This is a genomic window from Saliphagus sp. LR7 (genome assembly GCF_003344565.1).
GTDB lineage: Archaea > Halobacteriota > Halobacteria > Halobacteriales > Natrialbaceae > Saliphagus > Saliphagus infecundisoli.
Genome location: NZ_QPND01000003.1, coordinates 184,644 through 197,564, shown reverse-complemented (window position 1 = coordinate 197,564; position 12,921 = coordinate 184,644). Strand labels below are relative to the sequence as shown.

At 65.8% G+C, this 12,921-nt stretch carries 14 protein-coding genes; 7 read left to right on the top strand and 7 right to left on the bottom strand.

Going from position 1 to position 12,921, the window contains the following annotated elements:
- Positions 1-239: 239 nt before the first annotated feature.
- The gene (locus tag DVH23_RS05850) at positions 240-1,763 is read left to right on the top strand and encodes an MATE family efflux transporter (RefSeq protein ID WP_114576500.1); all 1,524 of its coding nucleotides are present in this window, start codon (positions 240-242) and stop codon (positions 1,761-1,763) included.
- Positions 1,764-2,127: 364 nt separating this feature from the next.
- Here the strand turns inward: DVH23_RS05850 and DVH23_RS05845 are convergent, their stop codons facing one another.
- Both DVH23_RS05845 and DVH23_RS05840 read right to left on the bottom strand, forming a co-directional pair.
- Entirely contained in the window at positions 2,128-2,367 is a 240-nt protein-coding gene (locus DVH23_RS05845) for a HalOD1 output domain-containing protein (RefSeq protein WP_114576499.1), read from the bottom strand.
- 3 nt (positions 2,368-2,370) lie between these two features.
- Positions 2,371-2,571, bottom strand: coding sequence for a hypothetical protein (locus DVH23_RS05840; protein ID WP_114576498.1), 201 nt, complete (start codon positions 2,569-2,571; stop codon positions 2,371-2,373).
- A 218-nt stretch (positions 2,572-2,789) separates the two neighbouring features.
- On the opposite strand from DVH23_RS05840, the gene DVH23_RS05835 reads away from it, so the two are divergent.
- From DVH23_RS05835 to DVH23_RS05825, 3 genes are all read left to right on the top strand, one after another.
- Positions 2,790-3,476, top strand: coding sequence for a helix-turn-helix domain-containing protein (locus tag DVH23_RS05835; protein ID WP_114576497.1), 687 nt, complete (start codon positions 2,790-2,792; stop codon positions 3,474-3,476).
- Positions 3,477-3,590: 114 nt separating this feature from the next.
- Positions 3,591-3,893, top strand: coding sequence for a hypothetical protein (locus DVH23_RS05830; RefSeq protein WP_114576496.1), 303 nt, complete (start codon positions 3,591-3,593; stop codon positions 3,891-3,893).
- 178 nt (positions 3,894-4,071) lie between these two features.
- Entirely contained in the window at positions 4,072-5,154 is a 1,083-nt protein-coding gene (locus tag DVH23_RS05825) for a Gfo/Idh/MocA family protein (RefSeq protein WP_114576495.1), read from the top strand.
- Here the strand turns inward: DVH23_RS05825 and DVH23_RS05820 are convergent.
- Positions 5,151-6,026 (bottom strand): SMP-30/gluconolactonase/LRE family protein, encoded by an 876-nt coding sequence (locus DVH23_RS05820; RefSeq protein WP_114576494.1) that lies wholly within the window; start codon positions 6,024-6,026, stop codon positions 5,151-5,153. The genes DVH23_RS05825 and DVH23_RS05820 overlap by 4 nt on opposite strands.
- 61 nt (positions 6,027-6,087) lie before the next feature.
- Positions 6,088-6,846 (bottom strand): Lrp/AsnC family transcriptional regulator, encoded by a 759-nt coding sequence (locus DVH23_RS05815; protein ID WP_114576493.1) that lies wholly within the window; start codon positions 6,844-6,846, stop codon positions 6,088-6,090.
- Positions 6,847-6,979: 133 nt separating this feature from the next.
- On the opposite strand from DVH23_RS05815, the gene DVH23_RS05810 reads away from it, so the two are divergent.
- Positions 6,980-9,256 carry an amino acid permease gene (locus tag DVH23_RS05810; RefSeq protein ID WP_114576492.1) on the top strand — a complete coding sequence of 759 codons (2,277 nt, stop codon included), beginning with the start codon at positions 6,980-6,982 and terminating at the stop codon, positions 9,254-9,256.
- A 6-nt stretch (positions 9,257-9,262) separates the two neighbouring features.
- On the opposite strand, the gene DVH23_RS05805 is transcribed toward DVH23_RS05810, so the two are convergent.
- Positions 9,263-9,703, bottom strand: coding sequence for a universal stress protein (locus tag DVH23_RS05805; protein ID WP_114576491.1), 441 nt, complete (start codon positions 9,701-9,703; stop codon positions 9,263-9,265).
- Between the two features lie 182 nt (positions 9,704-9,885).
- On the opposite strand from DVH23_RS05805, the gene DVH23_RS05800 reads away from it, so the two are divergent.
- Together DVH23_RS05800 and DVH23_RS05795 are read left to right on the top strand one after the other, a co-directional pair.
- Entirely contained in the window at positions 9,886-10,842 is a 957-nt protein-coding gene (locus DVH23_RS05800; RefSeq protein ID WP_114576490.1) for an NAD-dependent epimerase/dehydratase family protein, read from the top strand.
- 263 nt (positions 10,843-11,105) lie between these two features.
- Positions 11,106-11,648, top strand: a complete 543-nt coding sequence (locus DVH23_RS05795) for a helix-turn-helix domain-containing protein (RefSeq protein WP_318247904.1) — start codon at positions 11,106-11,108, stop codon at positions 11,646-11,648.
- On the opposite strand, the gene DVH23_RS05790 is transcribed toward DVH23_RS05795, so the two are convergent.
- Together DVH23_RS05790 and DVH23_RS05785 are read right to left on the bottom strand one after the other, a co-directional pair.
- Complete coding sequence (locus DVH23_RS05790) at positions 11,645-12,148, bottom strand: ArsR family transcriptional regulator (RefSeq protein ID WP_114576489.1); 504 nt, start codon at positions 12,146-12,148, stop codon at positions 11,645-11,647. The genes DVH23_RS05795 and DVH23_RS05790 overlap by 4 nt on opposite strands.
- Before the next feature lie 311 nt (positions 12,149-12,459).
- A complete protein-coding gene (locus DVH23_RS05785) occupies positions 12,460-12,648 on the bottom strand; it encodes a hypothetical protein (protein ID WP_114576488.1) in 189 nt (62 codons plus the stop codon).
- Positions 12,649-12,921 lie beyond the last annotated feature (273 nt).

Sequence of the window (12,921 nt, the reverse complement as noted above, 5' to 3'; positions counted from 1 at the left end):
CCGTCGGATAATGCTACCCCCTGGCTCGTCCCGTGGGTCGGCCGCCACTCGTCGTTCTCGGCGGATCGGATGGGCCGGGCGGACCGGGCCGACTGGTCCGATCGGGCCGACCGGAGCGGTTCCCGCCGGTCGGGCGTCGGACACGGACGCCCGTGTCGATCGTTGGCTGACCGGAAGCGGTCGCGACTGCCGGCTTTCGAGGGTCTTTTTGCTCGCGTTGACAAGCGCGGTCGAACCCAGTGGACCGTCCCCCGAACCCCATCAGACTGCTCATCCTCTACATCGGCCTCGGGCTCGCCCGCCTCGGGCTGATCGGCGGCGAGCGCGCGCGCCGGACCGCCGACCTCGCCTGGCCCCGGATCGTCACCGGGATCGCCCGGATGTCGAAGAACGCCGTCGACGTCGCGATGGTCGGGATCGCCATCGGCCCGGCCGCGATCGCGGGCGTCGGCTTCGCCTCGCCCTTCTGGGGACTGGCCTTCGGCGTCGGCGGCGGGATCGCAGGCGGCACGATCGCGCTCGTCTCCCAGCGCTACGGCGCCGAGGCCTACGGCGAACTCGGCCAGGCGGTCCGGTCGAGCGCCCTGCTCGTTCTCGTCTTCACGCTGCCGCTGACCGTCGTCTTCTGGCGCTATCCCACGGAACTGATCTCGCTGATCTCCGACGACGCCGAGGCGATCCGCCTCGGCGCGGACTACCTGCGGGTGGTCGGCTTCGGGATCCCCTTCGCCGGTCTGAACCTCGTCGGGAGCCGGATCTTCGTCGGCTTGGACGACGCCCGGACGCCGATGATGTTCCGGGGCGGGGGCGCGGTCGCGAACATCGTGCTCAACGCGACGTTCATCTTCGTTCTCGAGTTCGGCGTCGTCGGCGCCGCGATGGGCACCGTGCTCTCGAACGCCGCCGCCGCCTCCGCGTTCGCCGTCGCGCTCGTCGCCGGGCGCTTTCCTGGTCTGGGCTCGTTTCCGGTCCGGGTCGACCCCCTCGGGAGCTACCTCCACCTCGCCACGCTCCGGGACTTAATCGAGATCGGTCTCCCCGTGATGGCCCGGGGGCTGGTCTGGACGGTCGCCGAGTTTCCGATGCTCGGGATCGTCGACATCTTCGGACAGAACACCGTCGCGGCCTACGTCATCGCCCGGCGGATCTGGGGGCTGATGAACGTCCCCGGCTGGGGCTTCGGGCTGGCGGCCTCGAGCCTCGTCGGCCGGGAACTGGGGGCCAACGACGAGGGGGCCGCCGAGTCCTACGGCCGGGAGATCATGCTGTTTGCCTTTGCCACCTACTTCCTCTCGGCGGTCATCGTCTTCGCGTTCGCCGAGCCGATCGTCAACGCCTTCGTCGGCGACGCCTCCGACCCCGCCGTCGTCGAGATCGGGATCGGTCTCGTCTACGCCGCCTGCTTCGCGATCCCGCTCAAGGGGATCTCCAGTGGCGCCTCCGGCGCTCTCGAGGCCAGCGGCGACACCCAGTGGACATTCTACAGCCAGGCCGCGGGGATGTTCGGCTGTGCGATTCCCCTGGCCTATCTCGGGGCCGCCGGGCTCTCGATCCCCGCCGCCGTCTCGGTGCCGCTGCTCGGTAGCGTCGCCGTTCCCCTCGGCGGGTTCTCGATCCCCGCGCTCGGGCTGGTCGGGCTCTATCTGGGCTTCATCTCTGAAACCGCGGTCCCCGCGGCGATCAACTACTGGCGCTTCTCGACGGACAAGTGGAAGGCGATCAGCCGGGCGTACCGGCCCGATGCGGCGCCCAGCGACGACTGATCCGGTCTGGCTCTCGACAACGATGGGGGAGTTATACAACGATTCTCATATCCGCGTTCGCCGCTTCCTCTATGTGCTCACTGCAGGTGCGATTAATCGCTGGGGTTCTATCAGTTTGAGATGGTGTTTTTGCTACCGTGCAAGATGTAGGGCGCAAATAGTGCACGAGACTCGGCTTGAGTTACGAAGGCGGAGATTGTTCAGTACAGGGTACGAATGGAGCACGACACACCCAAGAGTCAATCAGAGCAAATCGGCCGAGCAGAAAACATTGTGGTATGAATACAGTGGCTATATAACAATATTGATTGATGAATTTGGAGAAGCATTCGTTACAGGACGAATTCTCGATTGCGCATCCAAATCAGGATCGGGAGCGCTTTTCGAGATGGATCGACTCACCGGCGGTGACGGTGACGACATATCCTTCGTATGGAAACGTGACCAAGATTTCACCAGCGGTACACAGTGTGTCAAGCGCGTCCGGATCGACAACGTCATACAACGGTCGCAACTCCTCGGGAGTGGTCCCCTCTCGCTCTGCGACGGCCATCACGACCCCGACGCTCACTGAGTCGCCGAACTCCGTTGGGTCTGTATACATCGGTCATTCCTTTTTTTGATCAGCGTCTCTGGCCAGTTCGGTGATTTGTACTTCCCAGTCGTAGGTCGATCCTCGCGTTCGAAACTCCCAGGCACCGCGAACGTCCACCTCCGTCTCGACGGCCTTCTCGACCGCCTCCGCGAGGATAGCCTCGAATTCATCGGAACTGGTAATCGTAACATCATCGAGTTGATCACGTGTCATGGTGGGTGGGCCACGATCCTTGACCCGAAGGGGGGAGAGTGCTAAGTCACGACCACATCAGCATGGTCTCACTTCGTGCAGAGCGTTCGGTCCAGTATCCCAAAGAGACGCCATACCCATAGGTGTGCCGTTGTGCATGGTACACCATGGTATTTTCGCGAGGGTGGTGCACCATGCCGCCCTATTTACTTACCTTGAACTCCATCCTCTCTCAAGGAATGGCAGTCATTGCGCATCTTCGAATCCCGGCCGATTCGTTCGAACTCGGCCGGATCCTCGACTTGGAAGCCAGCGGACTGATCGAACTCGAAAACATGGTTCCGATGGGTGAGAAAGCCGTTCCTTTTTTTTCCGTGAGCGACGAAGTTCGAGAATCGTTCGAGCAAAACGTCGAGAATCATCCGTCCGTCGGTCACATCGTCGAAGTGACCCGCCATGACACCGAGCGGTTGTATTCGCTGGATTGGAACGTCAAGCGTGACGTATTCTTCCAGGGAATTATCGATCTTGAAGGACAACTCCTGAGTGCCACTGGGACGCCCAACACGTGGGAGTTCGAGGTTCGGTTTCTCACACACGACGCGCTTAGTGAGTTTCAAGACTACTGTTCGAACGCTCACATTCCCCTCGAAGTCGGCCGCATCTACAATCCCGTGCGTCCGGGAACCGGGATGTGGTATGGAGTGACGCAGGCCCAGCGTGAAACGCTGATGCGTGCTGTTCAGGGCGGGTACTATTCGATTCCACGACGAATGTCCACGCAGGATCTGGCCGATGATCTCGGTATCTCCGACCAGGCGGTCACAGAGCGACTCCGACGGGCGATTGTGGCACTCACCGAAAACACGCTCATTGCGATGGAGGAAGAACTCGCCGAGGAGTTCGAGCACGTCCCGGACTCCTGAACACCTCATCCCAGCAAAAGGACTACTGCGCCGGATGCTACCCGATACAACCTTGTCTACCATGCAGTACAAGCACCCGTATGGAAAGCATCTATGGGTATCGTGGGACCAACTATGGGATTCAACGACATTGCTGATGCCCTCGGGACCCGAACGCGACGGCAGATCCTGTTGGAGGTTCTAGATCATAATCCAGTGGAACAATCAGAAGTTGTGACGAAGAACGATGCGCGAGAGAACGAGAAACGAGAACTGGAACTCATCCACATACATCTCCCGAAACTCCACGAGACGGGCTACATCGTGTGGAACAGGGACGATCGGGATATCGTAAAGGGGCCAAACTGGGAAGAGATCGAATCGACGGTTCGATTACTCAGTGACAGCAGGGAACGTCTCCCTGACGACACGTTCTGACGCTCTCAAAGCCATTTCTGACGCCTATTCGAGAAATGAGTGGTTGTTCCGGTAACGCCTCCGACTGTACCGAGCACGAGATTCGCAGTTAGTTGCAATGAAATAAAACTTCTCGTGACTGTTCCGTGACACCCGACAACGATGCGTATTTACGCCGGCCCCGAACACGCGCTACCGAATGACTTACGACGTCATCCAGGTCGGGACCGGCGGTCAGGGCGAGCAGTGGTGCAAGAAATTCCTCCCGCCGAACGTCGAGGACGGGCTGGTCAACCCCGTCGCCGCCGTCGACGTCGACGAGGCCGCACTCGACAACGCCCGGGAGGGGCTGGGGCTCAGTCCCGACGAGTGCTACACCGACGTCGAGGCGGCCTTCTCCGAACACGACGCCGACTTCTGTACGGTCGTCGTCCCGCCGGCGTTCCACGAGGACGTCGTCGACGCCGCGATCGAACACGACCTCCACGTCCTCTCCGAGAAGCCGATTGCGGACACGCTGGAGGCGTCCGTCCGGATCGCCCGGAAGGTGGAGGCGGCAGGCCTGAAGATGGGCGTGACGATGAGCCACCGCTTCGACCGCGACAAGACGACCCTGCGCCGCGAGCTCCGGTCGGGCGACCACGGCCCGATCGACTACCTCGTCTGTCGCTTTACCTGTAACTGCCGGACGTACGGAAGCTGGGGTGCGTTCCGCCACGACATCGAGGACACGCTGATGGTCGAGGGGGCGGTCCACCACCTCGACATCCTCGCGGACCTCGCGGGCGCGGACTGCGAAACGCTCTACGCCCAGACCTGGCTCCCCGAGTGGGGCGAGTACGAGGGCGACGCCCAGGGGCTCGTCCAGCTGAGCTTCGAGAACGGGGTTCGAGGGACGTACGAGGGCGCGAAGACCAACGCCGTCGGGCTCAACGGCTGGGGCCACGAGTACGTCCGCGCGGAGTGTCGGGACTCGACGCTCGTTCTCGACGGGCGCGAACTCCGCAAGCACGCCTACGACCCCGACGCGGAAGCCAGATTCGGCAAGGACCCCGGCGCGGGCGAGCCGATCCCGCTGGACGAACAAGACAAATGGGCGAACACGTGGCTGATCGAGCAGTTCGTCGAGTGGCTCGACGGCGGCGAACCGATGGCGACCAACGTGCGGGACAACCTCCAGTCGATGGCGCTCATCGCTGCGGCGATGGAGAGCTCGGAGACGGGCGAGGCCGTCGACGTTCAAGAGCTGCTGGCGGAGGCCGAAGCGACGGTCGAGGGTTAGGCCTCGCCGATCGCAGACCGGAACTCGGGAACCCCCGGCACGTCGACGTCCGAATACCGGAAGAGCGCGCCCGCGCCCTCGCCTTCCTCCTCGCGGGTCGCGTCCGGCCCGCCCAGGGCCGTCGTCAGGTAGAGTTCGTCGTACTCCTCGCCGCCGAAGGTGAGACTCGAGACCTTCCGGGCGGGCACCTCGATTTCGGCGACGACCTCTCCCTCGGGGCCGTAGCGGACGGCCCGGCCGCCGTCCCAGCGAGCCGACCAGACGTACCCCTCCTCGTCGACGGTCATCCCGTCGGGGATGCCGTCGCCCTCGGGGGTCTCGACGAACGTCCGTCGGTCAGATATCTCGCCGGAGTCCTGGTCGTAGTCAAAGGCGTAGATCCGGTGGGCCTCGGACTCGGTGAAGTAGAAGGTCTCGAGGTCGCGGCTGAAGCCCATCCCGTTGGCGATGTCGACGTCGGGAACGACGACCTCCCAGCTCCCGTCGGTGTCGAGGCGATAGAGGTCGCCCAGTTCCTCGCCGGGCATCGTCCCACAGAAGACTCTCCCCTCGGGGTCGGCGATCACGTCGTTGAACCGGGTGTCGGCATCGATGCGGGCGAGTTCCTCGCTCTCGCCGCCCTCGGCGGGGTCCCACCGGCTCACCCGTCCGTCGTCGGTAAACAGACAGAGCGCGCCGTCGGTCTGGATCGTGTACCCCCCGAGCGGGCTCCCGTCGGGGGTTTGGTACACCCGCTCGTGGTCGCCCGTGGTGGGTTCGTACCGGTAGAGGTGGCCCGGCGGGATGTCGACCCAGTACACCCGCTCCTCGTCGGGGTGCCACAGCGGTCCCTCGCCCGTCTCGGCGTGCGTGTCCGCGATCCGTTCGGCCATACCCGGGCGTTCCCGATGATCGTACATGAAGCTATGGTCCCTCGCCGGCGGTTCCCGCCCGCTACTCCCGGGGCGCTTCCTCCGCGGTGAACGCCTCGAGGACGGTGTCGGTGTCGCCGCTCCGCGAGAGGACGGTCACGATGTCGTCCGACCGGATCGTGGTCGTCCCGTGGGGCGTCACCACCCGATCGCCCCGTTCGATGGCGATCACCAGCGAGTCCTCGGCGAGGAGGTCGTCCTCGACTGCCTCCTCCAAGGTGTGATCGACGATGGGGGCGTCGGGCTCGACGGTGACGTCGACGACGTTCGCCCCGCCGGCGAGGCTGATGACGTCGGTCGCCTGTGAGGTCGTGATCTCCTCGTCGGGTCCGAAGGAGGTGTACGGGCTGTGGGTTTCGGACTCCACGAGCGTCTCGTCTTCGATCTCGATTCCCAGCCGCGAGAGCGCCCGGGTGATCCGCCTGAGCTGTTCCGTGTCCTCGCCGACGGCCATGACGTGGAGGTTCCGGCGGCCGGTCATCAGCTGTCGGACGTTGATGACGCCGGGGACGACGCTCGCTTCCCTGGCGAGGGCGGTTCGCTCCGAGACCGGCGCGTTGCAGACGTACAGCGTCGTCAGATGGCCCTCGGCCCGCTCGAAGTCGATCTCGGCGGTGTACGTCCGGATGATCCCGTGCTCTTCGAGCTGGGCGATCCGGTTGCGGATCGTTCCCGGCGAGACGTTGACCGCGTCGGCGATCGTCGGCGCGGACGTGTTTCGGGCGTCATCCATCAGTTCGTAGATGATGCGCCGGTCGATCTCGTCGAGCCGATAGTCCATGCGGCCCCTCTCGTCGGACGGGACTTCATAACGAGGGTTCGGGAATTGCGCAATCAGCAATCAAGATAAGGGATATTACTGATTCAGCAATCCTACCGGAGTGGTTATATGTGTGGTGTCCGATGGCCGGGACATGAGCCAGGACGGGAGCGACGAGGAACTCGCGAAGGACCTCGGGCTCGTCTCCGCGATGACGATCGGGATCGGGACGATGATCGGCGCCGGGATCTTCGTCCTCCCCGGCGTCGCCGCCAACGCCGCGGGGCCGGTCGTCGTCGTTTCATTCGTCGTCGGCGGGCTGATCGCGATGGTCAACGCCCTCTCGGTTTCGGAACTCGGGACTGCGATGCCGAAAGCCGGCGGCGGCTACTACTACATCAACAAGTCCCTGGGGCCGCTGTTCGGTTCGATCGCCGGCATGGGCGACTGGATGGGCCTCGCGTTCGCCTCGGCGTTTTACTGCATCGGCTTCGGCCAGTACCTCGCCGTCTTCGTCCCCCTCCCCGAAGTCGCCTTCCTCAATCCCATCCAGGTGGGGGCGCTCGTCGCGGGCGGGATCTTCGTCGCCGTCAACTACATCGGCGCCAAGGAAACCGGCGGGATCCAGACGGTCATCGTGTTCGTGCTACTAGCGATCCTCAGCGCCTTTGCCCTCGCGGGCTTTGCCTCGTTCGACTACCCGACGCTCGCAGGCGAGGACGGGCTCGCACCGTTCGGAACGGGCGCGGTCCTGCCGGCGACCGCGCTCGTCTTCGTCTCCTTTCTGGGCTACGCCAAGATCGCGACCGTTGCCGAGGAACTGAAGAATCCCGGTCGGAATCTCCCAATCGCGATCATCGGGAGCGTCGCCATCGTCACGGTGATTTATGCGATCCTCGTAACGACGATGCTCGGCGTCGTTCCCTGGCCCGACCTGAGCCTGGATGCACCAGTCGCACAAGCTGCAGAAGTGGCATTCCCCTCGTCTATCGGACCTATTGAGGGGGTTGCTGCTGGCGCGGCAGCGATAATGACCGTCGGCGCCCTGTTGGCGACGGCGTCGTCGGCCAACGCCTCGATCCTCGCATCGGCCCGGATCAACTTCGCGATGGGCCGGGATCGGATCGTCACCGACTGGCTGAACGAGATCCACCCGAGCTTCGCGACGCCCTACCGGTCGATCCTCGTCACCGGCGGGCTGATCGTCGCGTTCATCGCCCTGCTGGGCCGGGACATCGAGATTCTCGCGAAGGCCGCGAGCGTCCTCCACCTGATCGTCTACGCGCTGATGAACGTCGCGCTGATCGTCTTCCGCGAGGCCGACGTCCCCGAGTACGACCCCGATTTCCGGGTCCCGCTCTATCCGCTGACGCCGATCCTCGGGGCGGTCCTCTCGCTGGGACTCGTCGCGTTCATGGAGGCCCAGGAGATCGCGCTGTCGGTCGGGTTCGTCGCCGCCGCGGTCGTCTGGTACTTCGCGTACGCGCGCCGGAACACGACCCAACGGGGCGTCCTCTCGGACTACATCCGTCACCGCGAGGAGGAGCTTCCCGATCGGGTCGTCGGCGCCGCCGACGCGGTCGCCCCCGACGGGGCGGAGGGGCCGACGATCATGGTCGCGGTGTCGAACCCGCGGACCGAGAGCGCGCTCATCACGCTCGCGAGTGCCCTCGCCGCCCACGAGGGCGGGCGGGTCCTCGCGACCCACATCGTCTCGGTCCCCGACCAGACCTCACTCGAGGCCGCCGCTGACAACCGGGCGGACCTCGACGCGGCCTCCGAGGGTCTGCTCCAGGCCGCACGGGAGGACGCGGCGCCGTTCGACGTGCCGATCGAGACGCGGACGATCCTCTCGCACCGCGGGTTAGAGGAGGTCTACGACGCGGCGCGAACGAACGACGCCGACATGGTCGTGATGGGCTACGGCGGCGCCCGCTTTACGGGCGGGCGTGCGGAGGGCGCCATCGACGAACTGACCCACGATCTCCCGTGTGACTTCCTCGTGCTGGACGGGGCCGAACTCGATCCCGAGCGGGTTCTCGTCCCCACCGCAGGGGGAGGGTCCTCGGACCTCTCCGCAGAGGTCGCCCTCGCGCTCCGGGAGACCGCCGGCGTCGAGGTGTCGCTATTGTACGTCGCGGGCGAGGGCGAGGAAGGGGCGGGCCGGGAGTTCCTCGGCGAGTGGGCCGACGACCACGGGCTGGCCGACGCCGACCTGCGCGTCGAGACGGGCGATCCCGAGGCGACGATCGAGCGCCTCGGTGCCGACTACGACCTGGTCGTCCTCGGCGCGACCGAGCAGGGGCTCCTGGCGCGGATCGTCGAGGGCTCGCTCGTCTACGACGTCCTCGAGACCCTGGAGACGCCGGTGTTGCTGACCGAGCGACCGTCGTCACGCTCGCTCCGGGCCCGGCTCTTCGGTCGGCGCTGACGCGGATTACTTCTCGGGCCCCGATCGGGGCAGGGCGACGACGGGTCGGTCGGCCTCTGTGACGAGCTTGGTCGACAGGTCGCCCGAGAGAAACTGTACGAGCCGGTTCCCGCCACGGGACCGGTAGACGATGGCGCTGGCCTCGACCTCCTCTGCGGCCTCGAAAACGGCGTCGACGACGTCCCGGTCGTAGGCGGTACGATCGTCGGCCTCGGGGAACACGCGCCGGACGGCGACGAAGGCGTCCTCGGCGACCTCCTCGGACTGCTCGACGGGCGTCTTGTCGGGTACGCCCCCGCCTTTCTCGACGACGTGGAGGGCCGTCACCCGGTCGGGATCGTATGGCTCGAGCGCCATCGCGGTCCTCTTGGCGTCCTCCTCGTCGGCGATCGGGACGAGCACGTTTGCGAGGAGCTCGCGGCGGGGCGGATCGCGTTCGCTGCTCATACCGACACGAGGGGAACCGATCCCATAACTGTTCGGTGGCTCACGGCTTCTCCGTCGACCGTCGAATCGTCTCGAAACCGGCGCCTACCCCCGGGGTAGGCCGGTCCGAACCCGATCCCGGGAGAGCCGGCAACCGGATACGCGAGCCATACTAATCGGGCGGGCCGGGGACCGGACAGTCGATGGACGACTCGCTGGACGGACGGACGATCCTGATCACCGGCGGCCTCGGCTTCGTCGGGAGCCACCTCGTCGACGCGCTCGTCTCCGACGCCGAACTCCGGATTCTCGACGACTGCTCGACGGGCCGGCGGTCGCGCTGTCCCGCCGAGGCGACGCTGATCGAGGGCGACCTCCGGGAGCCCGGCGTCCTCGAGCGGGCGACCCGCGGCGTCGACGTGATCTTCCACCAGGCCGCCGTCGTCAGCGTCGAGGAGAGCGTCGCCGACCCCATAGGGACGAACCGGACGAACCTCGAGGCGAGCCTGCGGTTGTTGGAACGGGCCCGCCGGGAGGACGCCCGGGTCGTGGTCGCCTCCAGCGCCGCGATCTACGGCGACCCCGAGACGGTTCCGATCACCGAAGACCAGCCCACCGAACCGACCTCGCCCTACGGTCTCCAGAAGCGCGCCGTCGACGGCTACGCCCGCCTCTACGCCGACCTCTACGGCCTGGAGACCGTCGCCCTGCGCTACTTCAATATTTACGGTCCTCGCCAGCGAGGCCCCTACAGCGGCGTCGTCTCGGCGTTCCTCGAGCGGGCCGAGGCGGGCGATCCCATCGAGATCGAGGGCGACGGCGAGCAGACTCGCGACTTCGTCCACGTCTCCGACGTCGTCCGGGCGAACCTGCTCGCGGCGACCACGGACCGCACGGGGGAGGCGTTCAACGTCGGCACCGGCCGCCGACACACGATCCGGCGCCTCGCGGAGGTCGTCCGGGAGGCGACGGACTCCCCGGCCGGGATCGTCCACCGCGAGCCCCGCGCAGGCGACATCCGACACAGCGTCGCGGACGTCTCGAAGGCCCGCCGGGAGCTCGGGTTCGAGCCGACGGTCGGGCTCGAGGCGGGGATCCGGGCCCTGGCCCAAGAGCGCCCAGCTCTCGGGGCGACGACCGGCGACGGCTCGACCGGGTAACGGTTCCTCGGGGGAAGACCCGCGCTGGCGACCGAAAACCGTGGTGCGGTTTCGGGCGGGAGCACGTCCCCCAAGCGGACCCTCACTGCGATCGCGGCCCCGTACGATCGGCCACACCTCGTTCGCGGTTCTCGCCCGAGGTGGCGAGAATCAGCACATAGTTACGGCCGGCAGTATCAGTTTCTCGCGAGATACGGATGTTCCAATAACAGCTCCTATCTTATAAAAAACACTTTGTTCGGTGGCGTCGTCCGTCGGTCCCTGTGAGAGCGAGCACGAGAGGAGGGACGGAGGGGTCTCGGGGACCGATCACGAGCCCGGTCGTCGCGGCGACGATCGCGGTGCTCGTCGCGAGCGCGGCCTATCCGGTCGGCGCCGGCGCGGTCGATGCCGGGGTCGTCGAGTCCGACGGGGAGGCGGCGGTTTCATCGATCGATACGTCCGAGGCGATCGGCGAGGACCGCCCCCACGTCGCCGCGTTCGCCGGAATCGTCGCGCTCGCCGTCCTCGGGGGGAGCCTGATCGTCAGGAATCGCCTCGCCGGAGGAGGGGCGACGGCGCCAAGAGAGGAGGTCGTCACCGACCGCGAGCGGGTCCGCCGGCTGCTCGTCGACCACGGCGGCCGGATGCGCCAGAGCGAGATCGTCGACTCCGTCGAGTGGTCGAAAGCGAAGGTGAGCCGGCTGCTCGCCGACCTGGAGGCCGACGGGGAGATCACGAAGCTCCGGCTCGGCCGCGAGAACCTGATCTGTCTGCCGGGCCACGAACCCCGGGCCTCCCGGCCACCCCACACTCCCGACCCCTAAGCGAGCAGGCGATAGAGGCTGCTCGCGCCGACGACGAGGAGCGCGAGGATCGCCACGAGTACGGGATCGACCGAGCCGACCACGGGGACGTCGAAGCCGGTGACGGCGATGACCGCGAGCGCGAGGACACAGGTCACGAGATGAACGACGAGGGCCGTCGCGCGATCGCCCCGGTCGCCGTCGACGTAGCCCAGGACGTCCTCGAATCGGGGGCCTCGATCGACGGTCTTCTCGTCGGGGTCGTAGACGACGATGGCGTCCTCCTCTAGCTGCGGGAGGTGGGTCTGCTGGAGGGAGACGTAGACGCTCTTGTAGAGGTTGTTCGGGACCGGCGTCCCGGTGGCTTCGGTCTCGGCGATCCGGGTCGCCACCTCCGAGACGTCGATCCGGCCCTCGCTCTCGGTCAGATATCGGATGATCGCCCGCCGCCTGTCGTTGCCCAGGAGATGAAAGATCTCGCTCTCCTCGAGCGTGCCCGAGTCACCGGTCTGGACGGACATGGATCAGCGAACGGCCGGCGACGTCTCCGCTCTGTCGGGGCTCTGGTTCGTCATGAGCTGTGGGTGGCACCGGTTAGTGCTAGGCGCGACATGCCCCGTGATATCTCACGCGGTCGTATAAACCATCGGGTCGGTACGAAAACGGTAGCGGGGTCGGTCAACGGTTCGTCGGTGACTACTCGACGAATCCGCGGACGAGTCGTAGTGGGACGGGGAGACGGACGGTCCCTCGTCCGACCGTCGATACGCGGCTCGAGACTCTCGACGGACGCAGGTGGCGGACCGCCACGGGGGTACCGCCGCCGGCAGTATCAGTCGTCCGGAAGGTGGTCGCCGGACTGCATCTCCCGGTAGGTGGTACAGGCGGGACAGCCGTGGACGACGTCGCCGTTGTCGCCGAAGACGCGGGCGAACTGCTGGGTGACGTGGGCGTCGCAGTTTCGACAGCGGGTTCCCGCCGTCGACGATTCCGTCGGCATCCAGGGCGTTCGAGTGGACATCGTGTGATCTCGGTCGTATCAGGCTCTGGGACGCGAATAAAAGCGATCGACCGTTCAGTATCTGAGGTGGTATTAGGAGCGGTAAACACCACCTTGGTCGGCGCGAGACGGGTCGTGGCGGACGATTTCACGTCCTACACGAGACGATCGGTCGACGCGACTTCAGCCGCCTTGGCCAGTATTCGATCGGAAACGCGGTATTGTGGCGGGCGGACGGGCACGAAATTCCCAGTTTCTATCCACTAACGAGGTGTTTCCGGTCGGTACGGTACT

Excerpts from the sequence above, each read along its gene's own strand:
- DVH23_RS05815 (WP_114576493.1), bottom strand. The coding sequence starts at position 6,846 with ATGGACTATCGGCTCGACGAGATCGACCGGCGCATCATCTACGAACTG.
- DVH23_RS05835 (WP_114576497.1), top strand. The coding sequence starts at position 2,790 with ATGGCAGTCATTGCGCATCTTCGAATCCCGGCCGATTCGTTCGAACTC.
- DVH23_RS05830 (WP_114576496.1), top strand. The coding sequence starts at position 3,591 with ATGGGATTCAACGACATTGCTGATGCCCTCGGGACCCGAACGCGACGG.
- DVH23_RS05820 (WP_114576494.1), bottom strand. The coding sequence starts at position 6,026 with ATGGCCGAACGGATCGCGGACACGCACGCCGAGACGGGCGAGGGACCG.
- DVH23_RS05840 (WP_114576498.1), bottom strand. The coding sequence starts at position 2,571 with ATGACACGTGATCAACTCGATGATGTTACGATTACCAGTTCCGATGAA.
- DVH23_RS05810 (WP_114576492.1), top strand. The coding sequence starts at position 6,980 with ATGAGCCAGGACGGGAGCGACGAGGAACTCGCGAAGGACCTCGGGCTC.
- DVH23_RS05825 (WP_114576495.1), top strand. The coding sequence starts at position 4,072 with ATGACTTACGACGTCATCCAGGTCGGGACCGGCGGTCAGGGCGAGCAG.
- DVH23_RS05845 (WP_114576499.1), bottom strand. The coding sequence starts at position 2,367 with ATGTATACAGACCCAACGGAGTTCGGCGACTCAGTGAGCGTCGGGGTC.
- DVH23_RS05805 (WP_114576491.1), bottom strand. The coding sequence starts at position 9,703 with ATGAGCAGCGAACGCGATCCGCCCCGCCGCGAGCTCCTCGCAAACGTG.
- DVH23_RS05790 (WP_114576489.1), bottom strand. The coding sequence starts at position 12,148 with ATGTCCGTCCAGACCGGTGACTCGGGCACGCTCGAGGAGAGCGAGATC.
- DVH23_RS05800 (WP_114576490.1), top strand. The coding sequence starts at position 9,886 with ATGGACGACTCGCTGGACGGACGGACGATCCTGATCACCGGCGGCCTC.
- DVH23_RS05785 (WP_114576488.1), bottom strand. The coding sequence starts at position 12,648 with ATGTCCACTCGAACGCCCTGGATGCCGACGGAATCGTCGACGGCGGGA.